The 12169-nt window shown below is 70.6% G+C and carries 11 protein-coding genes; 7 read left to right on the top strand and 4 right to left on the bottom strand.

The window, feature by feature from the left end; translation table 11 throughout:
- Positions 1–46: 46 nt before the first annotated feature.
- The 4 genes from ACIA5C_RS25220 (at position 47) to ACIA5C_RS25205 (ending at position 4802) form a co-directional block, all read left to right on the top strand.
- Positions 47–280, top strand: a complete 234-nt coding sequence (locus tag ACIA5C_RS25220; protein ID WP_396058615.1) for a hypothetical protein — start codon at positions 47–49, stop codon at positions 278–280.
- A gap of 186 nt (positions 281–466) precedes the next feature.
- Entirely contained in the window at positions 467–2641 is a 2175-nt protein-coding gene (locus ACIA5C_RS25215; RefSeq protein WP_396058613.1) for a glycoside hydrolase family 3 N-terminal domain-containing protein, read from the top strand.
- Positions 2642–2664: 23 nt separating this feature from the next.
- Complete coding sequence (locus tag ACIA5C_RS25210; protein WP_396058611.1) at positions 2665–3354, top strand: vancomycin high temperature exclusion protein; 690 nt, start codon at positions 2665–2667, stop codon at positions 3352–3354.
- Positions 3355–3398: 44 nt separating this feature from the next.
- A complete protein-coding gene (locus ACIA5C_RS25205) occupies positions 3399–4802 on the top strand; it encodes a M20/M25/M40 family metallo-hydrolase (protein ID WP_396058609.1) in 1404 nt (467 codons plus the stop codon).
- Positions 4803–4809: 7 nt separating this feature from the next.
- Here the strand turns inward: ACIA5C_RS25205 and ACIA5C_RS25200 are convergent, their stop codons facing one another.
- Both ACIA5C_RS25200 and ACIA5C_RS25195 read right to left on the bottom strand, forming a co-directional pair.
- The gene (locus tag ACIA5C_RS25200; protein ID WP_396058800.1) at positions 4810–5667 is read right to left on the bottom strand and encodes an LLM class flavin-dependent oxidoreductase; all 858 of its coding nucleotides are present in this window, start codon (positions 5665–5667) and stop codon (positions 4810–4812) included.
- 150 nt (positions 5668–5817) lie between these two features.
- Positions 5818–6396, bottom strand: coding sequence for a TetR family transcriptional regulator (locus ACIA5C_RS25195; protein ID WP_396058607.1), 579 nt, complete (start codon positions 6394–6396; stop codon positions 5818–5820).
- A 105-nt stretch (positions 6397–6501) separates the two neighbouring features.
- Between ACIA5C_RS25195 and ACIA5C_RS25190 the strand changes: the two genes are divergently transcribed.
- Complete coding sequence (locus tag ACIA5C_RS25190) at positions 6502–7947, top strand: MFS transporter (RefSeq protein ID WP_396058605.1); 1446 nt, start codon at positions 6502–6504, stop codon at positions 7945–7947.
- Between the two features lie 9 nt (positions 7948–7956).
- Here the strand turns inward: ACIA5C_RS25190 and ACIA5C_RS25185 are convergent, their stop codons facing one another.
- Positions 7957–8202: an aldo/keto reductase gene (locus ACIA5C_RS25185; RefSeq protein ID WP_396058603.1), complete on the bottom strand. Its 246-nt coding sequence runs from the start codon at positions 8200–8202 to the stop codon at positions 7957–7959.
- A 343-nt stretch (positions 8203–8545) separates the two neighbouring features.
- Between ACIA5C_RS25185 and ACIA5C_RS25180 the strand changes: the two genes are divergently transcribed.
- Both ACIA5C_RS25180 and ACIA5C_RS25175 read left to right on the top strand, forming a co-directional pair.
- Positions 8546–8935 (top strand): MerR family transcriptional regulator, encoded by a 390-nt coding sequence (locus tag ACIA5C_RS25180; protein ID WP_396058601.1) that lies wholly within the window; start codon positions 8546–8548, stop codon positions 8933–8935.
- 23 nt (positions 8936–8958) lie between these two features.
- A complete protein-coding gene (locus ACIA5C_RS25175) occupies positions 8959–9636 on the top strand; it encodes a DUF6348 family protein (protein ID WP_396058599.1) in 678 nt (225 codons plus the stop codon).
- A gap of 50 nt (positions 9637–9686) precedes the next feature.
- On the opposite strand, the gene pheT is transcribed toward ACIA5C_RS25175, so the two are convergent.
- The gene (gene pheT, locus ACIA5C_RS25170) at positions 9687–12164 is read right to left on the bottom strand and encodes a phenylalanine--tRNA ligase subunit beta (RefSeq protein ID WP_396058597.1); all 2478 of its coding nucleotides are present in this window, start codon (positions 12162–12164) and stop codon (positions 9687–9689) included.
- Between the last annotated feature and the right edge of the window lie 5 nt (positions 12165–12169).

Below are 12169 nucleotides of genomic sequence, written 5' to 3'. Positions count from 1 at the left end.
GGAACAAGGCGGAACGAGCGGCGCCGGGAGTGATATGACTTGCGGCATGGCCGACAAGACGATCATCGCGATCCGTGAAGCTGCCCTGGCGTACGCCGAGGCCGTCCGTACTACTCAGCGTTTCTTCGACCATTTGGAGGATGCCGACAACCCCTCCGCCCTGGTGGAATACGCCACCCTGGTCGAGCGCGAGAAGGAGGCTGAGCAGGCAAGACTCGACGCCATCGAGGCAGCGGGCCTCGAGGTTCCGAGCATCGACGAGAGCGATCCAGATAACTGAATGAACAGTTCCGGAACCGCGCCGGGGTGCCGGAACCGGTTCCGAGCTGGAAGACTCGCGATCGTTCGTGTTTGGATGACCGTGCCACCGCGGTCGTGACGCCCGGAGGCACGCGTGTCCCTCGACGCCCCTTATCGAGACCCAGCCCTACCCGCTGACCAGCGAGTCAACGACCTTCTGGGCCGGATGACCTTGGCCGAGAAGGTCGGTCAGATGCTCCAGCTCGACGCCCGCGGCGACGTGAAGGAGATCGTCAGCGAGAAGCTGGCCGGTTCCATCCTGCACACCTCGCCGGAGAAGATGCTCGAGGCGATCGACCTGGTCGCCAAGACCCGCCTGCAGATCCCGCTGCTGACGGCCGAGGACTGCATTCACGGTCACTCGTTCTGGCCCGGGGCGACGATCTTCCCCAGCCAGCTCGCGATGGCGGCGACCTGGAACCCGGCGCTGGTCGAGCGGATGGCCCGGGTCACCGCCGTCGAGGTCGCGGCCACCGGCACCCACCAGACGTTCTCGCCGGTGTTGTGCATCACCCGCGACCTGCGCTGGGGCCGGGTCGACGAGACGTTCGGCGAAGACCCGTTCCTGATCGGCGAGTTCGGTTCGGCGATGGTCCGCGGCTACCAGGGCGACGGGCTCAGCGACCCGACCGCGATCCTGGCCACCGCGAAGCACTTCGCCGGCTATTCGGAGACCCAGGGCGGCCGCGACGCCAGCGAGGCCGACATCAGCCCGCGCAAGCTGCGGTCCTGGTTCCTGCCGCCGTTCGAGCGGGTGGCCCGCGAGGGCTGCGAGGTCTTCATGCTGGGCTACCAGTCGATGGACGGCGTGCCGATCACGGCCAACAAATGGCTGCTCAACGACGTACTGAAAAAGGAGTGGGGTTTCACCGGGACCCTGGTCACCGACTGGGACAACGTCGGCCGCATGGTCTGGGAGCAGAAGGTCTGCGCCGACTACGCCGAGGCGGCCGCCGTGGCCGTGAAGGCCGGAAACGACCTGGTCATGACCACCCCCGGGTTCTTCGAGGGCGCCCAGGAGGCGGTCGAGCGGGGCCTGCTCACCGAGGCCGAGATCGACGGCGCGGTCCGGCGCATCCTGCGCCTGAAGTTCGAGATGGGCCTGTTCGAGAACCCGCGCGTGCCCGACCCGGAGCGCCAGCGCGAGGTCATCGGCATCGCCGAGCACCAGGAACTCAACCTCGAGCTCGCCCGGCGCTCGCTGGTGCTCCTCAAGAACTCCGGCGTGCTGCCGCTGGAGCCGTCGGACCGGTTCCGCCGGGTCGCGGTGCTCGGCCCGAACGCCGACGACGTGCAGGCCAACCTCGGCGACTGGGCGGGCAACTCCGGCCAGATCGACTGGATGCCCGACGGCCACCCGCGCGAGATGACCGAGACGGTGCTCGACGGCTTCCGCGCGGTCGCGCCGAAGGGCTGGGACATCGTGCACGCCCGGGGCGCCGACATCGAGCGCCTGGTGCAGGACCCGGCCGGTGCGACCTATCCCGACGGGCAGCCGCGGCCGCCGATCTCGGTGGCCGCGCCGGTCGACCAGCACCTGATCGAGCTGGCCCGCGCCGAGGCGCTGCGCGCCGACTACGCGGTCGTGGTCATCGGCGACACGGTCAACCTGGTCGGCGAGCACAAGTCGACCGCGACGCTCGAGCTTCAAGGCGGCCAGATCGCCCTCCTCGACGCCATCGCGGCCACCAAGACCCCGATGATCGTGGTGCTGCTCAACTCCAAGCCGGCCGTGCTGCCGCCGTCGGCGCTCGGGGCGGCGGCGATCATCCAGGCCTTCAACCCGGGCATGCGGGGCGGCCGGGCGATCGCCGAGCTGGTGCTCGGCCTGATCGAGCCGAGCGGCCGCCTGCCGCTGTCGGTCGCGCGGCACGTCGGCCAGCAGCCGGTCTACTACAACCAGCTCCGGGGCCAGCACGGCAACCGCTACGCCGATCTCACCCAGGAGCCGCTCTTCGTCTTCGGCGAGGGCCTCAATTACACGACCATCGAATATTCCGACCTCACGGTCGAAACGCCAGAGGTCGCGGCCGACGGGGTGGTGCGAGCGACCGTACGCCTCACCAACACCGGCACGCGCCCGGCGCTGGAGACCGTCCAGGCGTACGTCAGTGACCTCGTCACCAGCGTGACCTGGGCCAACCGGGAGCTGAAGGCGTACCGGCAGGTCGAGGTGCCGGCGGGCGAGTCGGTGGTCGCGACCATCGAGGTGCCGGCGGCCTCGTGTTCCCTGGTCACCGCCGACAACCGCCGGGTCGTCGAACCGGGTGACTTCGAGCTGCTGGTCGGCCCCAGCTCCCGCGAGCGCTCGCTCATCAAGGCGGGCTTCAAGATCGCTTGACCCGCCGTGGCACCCTTCCGCCCGTGAAGCGCTTCTTCCGTGTCGGACCTCGCCGCTGGCTGCGGCGGGCGGTCGTGGCCGGCGGCATCGCCGCCGTGCTCGGCCTGCTCGCCATTGCCGGCGGCGAGATCTGGGTGCGCACGGCCGCGCACGGCCGGGTCTATTCCGAGGCGACGGTGCCGGACGCGCCGGTGGCGCTGGTGCTCGGCGCCGAGGTGTACGCCGACGGGTCGCCGAGTGCCTTCCTGGCGGCCCGCCTCGACATCGCCAAACGTCTGCTCGAGACCCACAAGGTCAAGGCGATCCTGCTCTCCGGCGACAACCGCCACTGGTCGTACGACGAGCCGGCCGACATGGAGGTCTACCTGGTCGCCCGCGGCGTACCGGCCTCGCAGATCGTCCTCGACTACGCCGGCTTCGACACCTACGACTCGTGCGTCCGCGCCCACCGGATCTTCGGCGTGAACCGGGCGATCGTGGTCACCCAGTCGTTCCACATCGACCGCGCGATCGCCCTCTGCCGTGCCGAGGGTGTCGACGCGACCGGCATCGGCGACTCCTCGGTGAAGATCTACACCGGGCCCTGGCGCCGCGACGTGATCCGCGAACGCGGCGCCAACGTCAAGGCCGTTCTCGACGTCGTGTCCCACCGCGACCCGATCTTCCTGGGCCGCCACGAAACCGGTGTGGAGACCGCCGTAAGCGATTCCTAATTCATCGATGCCCATGGACACGTCCTGCGATGTGGACTTAAGTGATGGGCATGGCTTCTTCCCGGCGTACGTTTCTGGCGGCCTCAGCGGCAGCGGCAGCGGCAGCGGCCGTGACCGCACCTCTCACTGCAAGCGCGGCACAGGCCGCCGATGGCCGCAGGGCCGGCCAGGCACCCGACCGTGAGCTGCGCGAGATCCTCCGGGAGATCGACCCCAGGCGGATCGAGGCGACCATCCGGCGCCTCGTCGCCTTCGGCACCCGGCACACCCTCTCGGTCCAGAATGATCCGGTGCGCGGCATCGGGGCGGCGCGCGACTGGATCTATCAGCAACTTCAGACGTACGCCGCGGCCTCGGGCGGCCGCATGACCGTCGAGAAGCAGGCCTTCGTGCAGCCGGTTTCCAATCGCATCCCGGTGCCGACCACGATCACCAACGTGATCGCCACGCTGCGCGGCAGCGTCACCCCCGACCGCATCTACGTGGTGACCGGCCACTACGACTCCCGGGTCACCGACGTGCTGAACGCGACCGCCGACGCCCCCGGCGCGGACGACGACGCGTCCGGCGTGGCGGTGATCATGGAGCTGGCCCGGGTGATGGCGACCCGCAAGTCGGAGGCGACGCTGGTGTTCGCCGCGGTGGCGGCCGAGGAGCAGGGGCTCTACGGCTCCGACCACATGGCGCAGGTCTTCAAAAACGCGGGCGCGGACGTGCAGGCGATGTTCTCCAACGACATCGTCGGCACCGGCAACGCGCACGACGGCCACCCCGCCCGGCCGCACGAGGTGCGCCTGTTCGTCGAAGGCGTGCCGACCACCGAGACCCCGGCCCAGGCGTCGATCCGGCAGAGCGTGGGCGGCGAGAACGACGGCCCGTCGCGCCAGCTTGGGCGCTTCGCCACCTCGGTCGCGACCAACCCGCAGACCGACATGGACGTCCACGTGATCTGGCGCCGCGACCGCTACCTGCGCGGCAGCGACCACATCTCGTTCCTGCTGCGGGGCTACCCGGCGGCCCGCTTCACCGAGCCGCGGGAAAACTTCGACCACGAGCACCAGGACGTACGCGTCGAGAACGGCGTCCAGTTCGGCGACCTGATCGAGTTCGTCGACTTCGCCTACGTCGCCCGCGTCGCCCGGGTCAACGCGGCGACGTTGTGGTCGCTGGCCCAGGCCCCGGGCACCCCGAAGGGCGTGGTCATCGACACGACCCAGCTGACCAACAAGAGCACCCTGTCGTGGCAGCTGGGCCCGGAACCCGACCTGGCCGGCTACGAGATCGTCTGGCGCGACTCGACCGCCGCGGACTGGCAGCACGTCATCGGGGTCGGCAAGGTCACGACGGCCACGGTCGACATCTCCAAGGACAACGTCCAGTTCGGCGTCCGCGCCGTCGACCGTAGCGGCCACCGGAGCCCGGCGGCCGCCCCCGCGCCGGCTACCTGATCGGCCATCACCCGGCCGGTGACCAGCCCAGCGCCGGGCCCAGGTGGGTGGCCATGTCGGTGAGGATCTGGACGTAGTCGTCGTGCTCGAAGCTGAACGGCAGGGCGAACGCGACCTCGTCCACCTCCTGGAAGCCGGCGTGCGCCTGCAAGGTCTCGGCGATCTCGGCCGACGTGCCGACGATGTCGCGGGCGAACATCATCCGGGCCGGGCCCTGGGGGCTCAGAGTGCGGGGCGTGCGCTTTTCGGCGTACGCCAGGTATTTGGCTTTCTGGGAAGCCGACGCCGAATCGGTGGGAATGACCACCAGGCCCTGTGAGACCCGGCCGGTCGGATTGAGCGAGCGGAACAACCGGATCTGCGCTCGCTGAATCTCCGCGAAATCCTCCGATTCCTCGGCCCGGATGACGCTGCTGGTCAGGAAGTTCATGCCGTTCTCGCCGGCCCATTGCGCCGAGCGGAGGCTGGCCCCGCCGTACCACATGCGGGAGGAAAGGCCGGGTGAATGCGGTTCGACCCGGTCCGAGAAGACCTCGACGACGCCCTCCGCGCCCGCGAAATCGGTCGCCTTCTCGCCGCGGATGAAGGAAAGCAGACGAGTGACGCGTTCGTAGCTGAAGTCCTCGTGGGAAGCGGTGTCGGGATAGAGAGCGGGAGCGACCCGGTCCCAGTTCATCGGTGGCCCGACCGAGATGCCGGGGTTGAGCCGGCCGCCGGAGAGGATGTCGACCGTGGCCAGGTCCTCCGCCAGGCGCAGCGGGTTTTCCCAGCCGGTCGGGGTCACCGCGGTGCCGAGCGCGATCCGGGAAGTGCGCTGGGTCGCCGCCGCGAGGACGGCGACCGGCGAGGAGATGCCGTACTGCAGGTGGCGGTGGCGTAGCCAGGCGCTGTCGAAGCCGAGCTGCTCTCCCCGCTGGATGATCTGAGCGTGGATTCATGGCCGGGCCCCGGGTTGTCCCGGTCGAACAGGCCGATCGTGAGGAAGCCGAGCTTGCGCAGAGGCGACATGAGTCGATCAAAGCAGAGCGCGGACCACATCCCGCATCGGACCGGTGAGATCCTGCTCGGTGGAACCAGCCAGCGGATCGAGCCGGGTCATCGAGCGCAACACCGAGATGCCCACCGCGGTGGCCAGCACGACCTGGGCCCTCAGCAGCAGCTCGTCGGCCGAAGGGTGGCCGGGGTGCCAGCCGGCCAGCGTGGCCAGCCGTTCGCTCGACGCGCGCAGCACGCCGACCCGGATCTGATCGGCCCTCTCGTCGCCCGACGAGCGCAGCAGGAGCACCAACTCGCTCGGCAACGCGCCTCCGGGCGAGCCGGTGACCTGCTGGGCGATCACTTCGGCCACTCTTTCGAGCGGCACCTCTCCGGCCGTACGCCGGAGGTCGTCGCCGGCCGCCTGGAGGCAGGCCTCGAACAGGCCCTCCTTGGACGAGAAGTAGCGGTTGATGAGAGCGACGTTGACGCCGGCGTCGTCGGCGATGTCGCGCACGGTCGTCGCCGCGTACCCGTCCTCGGTGAACCGGCGGCGAGCCGCCGCGAGCAACGTCTGCCGGGTTTTTGCCGCATCCCGGGGCCGCCCCTTGACTGTCACGCGGGAAGCGTAACCGACGAAGGAGTGTGAGGTAAACGACTGTTGACTTAGGTCAGCGTGCACGCAAGAGTGCCTAAGTCAGCGCGCGTTTACAAAAGGACTTCGATGACGAACCCGGTACGCACCGGCCGGCACGCGAACACGAGCCTGGTCGTGCTCTTCCTCTCCCTCGGCGGCCTCGCGTTCGCCGTCCTGCAGTCCCTGGTCGCGCCCGCGCTCCCGGTGATCGGCCACGAGCTGCACGCCTCGACCGAGAACATCGCCTGGGTGCTGACCGCCTACCTGCTGGCCGCCTCGGTGCTCACCCCGATCCTCGGCCGTCTCGGCGACATCGTCGGCAAGCGCAAGGTCCTGCTCGCGGTCCTGATCGTGCTCGCCGCGGGCACCCTGCTCGCCGCGCTCTCGCCCAACCTGCCCGTGCTGATCGTGGCCCGCGTCCTGCAGGGTGCGGCCGGCGCGATCTTCCCGCTGGCGATCGGCATCGTCCGCGACGAACTGCCCCGTGAGCGCGTCGGCGTCACGGTCGGCCTGCTCTCCGCGATCTTCGGCGTGGGTGGCGGTCTCGGCATCGTGCTGGCCGGCCCGATCGTCGACCACTTCTCGTGGCCGTGGCTGTTCTGGTTCCCGCTGATTCTGATCGCGATCGCCCTGGTCGGCGTGATCTTCGGGGTGCCCGAGTCGCCGGTGCGCACCCCCGGCCGGCTCGACCTGATCGGCACCGCGATCCTGTCGGTCTCGCTCACCGCGCTGCTGCTGGCGGTCTCCAAGGGCCGCGACTGGGGCTGGGCCGACGTCAAGACGCTCGGCCTGATCGCGGTCGGCGTGGTGACCATGGTTGTCTTCGTGCTGGCCGAGCTGAAGGTCAAGGACCCGCTGATCAACATGCGCCTGATCGCGCGACGCGGCGTCTGGACCACCAACCTGGTCGGCCTCACGTTCGGCTTCGCGATGTACGGCAGCTTCCTGCTCCTCCCGACCCTGCTCGAGCTGCCCGCGGCCACCGGTTACGGCTTCGGCAAGTCGGTCTCCACGGCCGGCCTGTTCCTGCTGCCCAGCACGATCATGATGATGGTCTTCGGCCCGGTCTCCGGCGTGCTGGAGCGACGTTACGGACCCAAGCTGCCGCTGATCATCGGCGCCGTCCTGGAGACGGCCGCGTTCGCGCTGCCCGCCTTCGCCCACCACACCACCTGGCAGCTGCTCGCCTCCGGTTTCCTGTCCGGCGCCGGCCTCGGCTTCGCCTTCGCCGCCATGTCGAACGCCATCATCGAAAGCGTCCCGGCCGCCAACACCGGCGAGGCGACGAGCGTCAACACCATCGTCCGGTCGATCGGCGGCAGCGTCGGCAGCGCGGTCGTCGCGGCCGTCCTCACCGGCCAGGTGACGGCGCAGGGCATCCCGACCGACCACGCGTTCAGCGCCGGCTTCGGGGTGAGCGCGGCGGTGGCTGCGCTCGCGGTCCTCGCCTCCCTGCTCCTGCCGCGGCGCCGCCGCGACCAGGTGGCCGACGACCTGGTCGCGGTCGGAGAGCCGACCGGCGTACGCGCCTAGGTGTAGTGACTAGGCCGCGGCGTCGAGCCGCGTCCGCAGCGCGTCGTCCAACTTGACCACGTCGAGCATCTCGTCGACCCGCTCGACGGTGGTCGCTCCGACGACCGGCGACACCCCGGGGTCGCCGCCGAGCAACCAGGCCAGCACAACCTGGTTACGGGTAACCCCCAGCTCGGCGGCGACCTCGCCCAGCACGGCCAGCCGGCGGACGGTTCCCGGGATGGTCGTACGCCTCCTCGAGCGGCCGGTCGGCACGCACGTAACCACCGCTCAAGAGCGTGCTGTAGGCCCACAGGTCGAGGGCCGGATCGTCGCGTACGTAATCGAGCGTCTCCGGAAAGACCAGCCGGTGCGACCGCGAGATCAGCGGTGCGCCGGGCCGCGGCTGTACGTACGAGTGGCGCAGCTGCAACGCCGTCCAGCCGGGCAGCCCCTTGGCCGCCGCGATCCCCCGGGCCTGCTCGACCCGCCGGCCCACTGGCCGCGAGTTCGCCGAACGCCTCGACCGTTTCGTCGAGCGGCACCGTCCGGTCCTCGATGTGGGCCCAGTAGAGGTCGACCCGCGCGCTCCAGGTCAACCCCGATGGGAGAATGCGCCATGGCGACTTACACCCCGGGCCAGGTGGCCGAGAAAACTGGATTCAGCCTGGACACCCTGCGCTACTACGAGCGGATCGGCCTGCTCAGCGTCGCCCGCACTCCGGGCGGCCAGCGGCAGTACGGCGACGACGACATCGGCTGGCTGGAGATCCTGCGCTGCCTGCGCGACACCGGCATGCCGATCCAGCGCATGCGGGAGTACGCCGAACTCTCCCGCGACGACGACACCGTGGCCGAGCGCATCGCCCTGCTCGAGGAGCACGACCGCGAGGTCGAGACCCGCATCACCGAGCTGCAGGCGCAGCGCGACCACATCCGCGGCAAGATCGCCTACTACAGGACCCTCGACGACCTCACCCAGCTGCACGCCCCGTCCACCGCGCCCTGAGCTATGTCCCTAGGATCAACGCCGTGAGTGACCCCCAGCCCCTTTCCGCCCAGCGGGTGCTGGAGATCGCAGCGCCGATGGTCGCCGAGGTGGGCGGCGCGTGGCGGTTGGCCGACGGGCCGATGTTGCGGGCGGGTTCGGTCGGCGTACGCGTCCTTCCGCCGCACGACGACGACTACCGGCACCTCGACCTGGAAATCCTCCTGAACGCGGACCGGCCGGACGCACCGACGATTGTCGACTGCTCGCTCGGGCTCTCCGCCGATCCGGTCGAGGCGACACGCGAGGCGATCCGGGCGTGGATCGAGACATGCCTGGTGACAGCGCTCGAGATGATCCAGCAGCGCGGGCAGCTGGCAAGCCACTTCCGGTCCACCGAACCGGGCGGCTTCGCCGGCTGGCACGCGATCGTCGGCAGCGTGACCGGATGGTCGGCCGGGTCTCGCAGCAAGCAGGAATGGTTCGTCGAAGCGATGCCGTGGTCGGTTCTGGCACCGGTCATCACGCCCGCCCTCGACCGGCCCTATGTCAACGGCGTCCGCATGCTGGTCGGGCAGGGTGGCGACGTCACGGAGTGCGAGGTCCGGATCAACGGCCGGCGACACGAGCCGTCCAGCGCCGCCCTCGCCGCCCTCGACTGGCCGCGCACCGACGACTTCGGCCTGGCCCGCACGTTCGTCCTGCTGGTCGGCCCGGACTGACGAGCGGGCGGAGGCGGGCGGCCGGGCCGCCCGCCTCCGCTGCCGCCCGGTCAGGCGCCGCGCAGCGTGGCCCCGAAGCGGGACGCGGCGACGGCGACCGCCGCGTCGCGGGCCGCCAGGGTCTCCTCCGAGGTCAGCGTGCGGTCGGGGGCGCGGAAGGTCAGCTTGTACGCCAGCGACTTCTTGCCCTCGCCGAGCTGGTCGGACTCGTACACGTCGAACAGCGCGACCGTCTCCAGCAGCTCGCCCGCGCCCGCGGCCAGGGCGGTCTCGACCGCGGCGGACGGCACCGACCGGTCGAGCACCAGCGCCACGTCGATCAGCGCCGGCGGGAACGTCGAGATCCGCTTGGCCTGTACGACCGGGGCGGGCGGGATCGCGTCGAGCGAGATCTCCATCGCGCACGTGCGCTTGGGCAGTTCGAGCGCCGAGACCACCGCCGGGTGCAACTCGCCCGCGTAGCCGATGACCGTGCCGTCGACCGCGATCGCGGCGCAGCGTCCCGGGTGCCACGGTGCCTGCTCGGCTGCCGCGACGGTGACCCGGGCCGCGTCCATGCCGGACGCCGCCAGCGCGATGCGGGCCGCCTGGACCGCGTCGGCCCAGCCGGCCGGGCGGCCGCCGCCCCACCAGCCGGACGGTTCGGCCTCGCCGGCCAGTGCCACCGCGAGGTGCCACGGCTGGTCGGGGACGATCGCGTTGGCCTGCTCCCACTCCTCGTCGGTGGGCCGCCGGTCGACGCCGAGCATCGGCGGCGCGGTGGTCACCAGGGGGGGCAGGAACACTGTCCCGGTCTCGAACAGTGCCAGGTCGCGCTTGCCGCGGCCCAGGTTGCGCTTGATCGTCGCGAGCAGCGGCGGCAGCAGCGACGTGCGGAGCAGCGGCTCCTCCTCGGACAGCGGGTTGGACAGGCGTACCGCGCTGCGCCGGGGGTCGTCGGCCGGGTAGCCGAGCAGGTCGGCACTGCCGGGCGCGACGAACGGGTAGGACAGGACCTCGACGTACCCGTTCTCGGCCATCGCCCGGCCGACCGTGCGACGGCGACGCTGCGCCGCCGTGGCACCCTGGCCGCCGCGGGCCGGGGGCAGGACGCTCGGGATGTCGTTGTAGCCGCCGAGCCGTGCCACCTCCTCGACCAGGTCGATCGGGGCGAGCAGGTCGGGACGCCACGACGGCGGGGTGACCTCGAGCGGCGACGAGCCGGTGACCCGGCAGCCGACCTGGCCGAGCAGGTCGATGACCTGGTCGGCCGGGTAGGGCAGGCCGATCCGCTGGGCCGGCAGGGCCGGGTCGAGCAGGATGACCGACGGGGCCGCGACGTGGTCGATGTCGAGGACCCGCTCGTCGGCCGTGCCGCCGGCGTGCGCGGTCAGGATCTGCACCGCCCGCTCCAGTGCGGCCAGGGCGATCGTGGGGTCGACGCCGCGTTCCCAGCGCTTGGCCGCCTCGCTGAACAGCTTGTGCCGGCGGGCCGTGCGGCCGACCATCACCGGGTCCCAGTGTGCGGCCTCGAGCAGCACGTCGACCGTCTCCGGCTGCCATTCGCTGGTCTCGCCGCCCATCACCGCGGCGAGCGAGATCGGGCCGGTGTCGTCGCAGATCACCATGTCTTCGGCGTCGAGCGCGCGGGCCACACCGTCCAGCGTGGTCAGCTTCTCGCCCGCCCGGGCGCGCCGCACGACCAGCCCGCCGGAGAGGCGGTTGAGGTCGAAGACGTGCATCGGCTGGCCGAGCTCGAGCATCAGGTAGTTGGTGATGTCGACCGGCAGCGAGATCGTGCGGATGCCGGCCGCGGTGAGACGGCGCCGCATCCAGTCCGGCGACGGCGCCTTCGGGTCGATGCCGCGCACCACCCGGGCCGCGAAACGGTCACAGCCCACGGTGTCCTCGACGGTCACCGGGTGCGGAACGTCGGTGGTCGCCGCAGGAGCTTCGATGCGGGCCGGGTCCGTGTACGCGGCGGAAAAAGCGTAAGAGAGTTCGCGCGCCATTCCCCGCAAGCTCATCTGGTAGCCCCGGTCGGGCGTGATCTCGACCTCGACGAGCACGTCGTCGAGCCCGACCACCGGTCGCGCGTCGGTGCCCGGCGCCGCGACACCGGCCGGCAGCACCACGATGCCGTCGTGGTCGTCGCCGAGGCCGAGCTCGCGGGCCGAGCAGATCATGCCGTTGGAGTTGCGCCCGTACGTCTTCCGGGCCCCGATCTTGAACCCGCCGGGCAGCTCGCCGCCGGGCAGGATCACCACGACCAGGTCGCCCTCGACGAAGTTGCGGGCACCGCAGACGATCTCCTGCGGGGTGTCCCGGCCGACGTCGACCGTGCAGAAGCGGATCGGCTTCTTGAAGCCGGTCAGCTCCTCGATCGTCAGCACCTTGCCGACGACCAGGTCACCCTTGATCGTGGCGGCCTGGTCGACGATCGACTCGACCTCCATGCCGAGGTCGGTAAGCGCCGAGTCGAGCTGTTCGGCCGTCAGGCCGGCCGGGAGCTCCACGTAATCACGAAGCCACGACAGTGACGTCTTCATCGCGC

Origin of the sequence: Actinoplanes sp. NPDC051343, from assembly GCF_044455125.1 — a bacterium.
Classification (GTDB): Bacteria; Actinomycetota; Actinomycetes; order Mycobacteriales; family Micromonosporaceae; genus Actinoplanes.
Note: the sequence above shows the minus strand (reverse complement) of the source record. Positions and strands in the feature narration are given on the sequence as shown.

What these genes read in the sequence shown, in the direction of transcription:
- ACIA5C_RS25220 (WP_396058615.1), top strand. Translation starts at nt 47, where the DNA reads ATGGCCGACAAGACGATCATCGCGATCCGTGAAGCTGCCCTGGCGTAC.
- ACIA5C_RS25215 (WP_396058613.1), top strand. Translation starts at nt 467, where the DNA reads ATGACCTTGGCCGAGAAGGTCGGTCAGATGCTCCAGCTCGACGCCCGC.
- ACIA5C_RS25205 (WP_396058609.1), top strand. Translation starts at nt 3,399, where the DNA reads ATGGGCATGGCTTCTTCCCGGCGTACGTTTCTGGCGGCCTCAGCGGCA.
- ACIA5C_RS25190 (WP_396058605.1), top strand. Translation starts at nt 6,502, where the DNA reads ATGACGAACCCGGTACGCACCGGCCGGCACGCGAACACGAGCCTGGTC.
- ACIA5C_RS25180 (WP_396058601.1), top strand. Translation starts at nt 8,546, where the DNA reads ATGGCGACTTACACCCCGGGCCAGGTGGCCGAGAAAACTGGATTCAGC.
- pheT (WP_396058597.1), bottom strand. Translation starts at nt 12,164, where the DNA reads ATGAAGACGTCACTGTCGTGGCTTCGTGATTACGTGGAGCTCCCGGCC.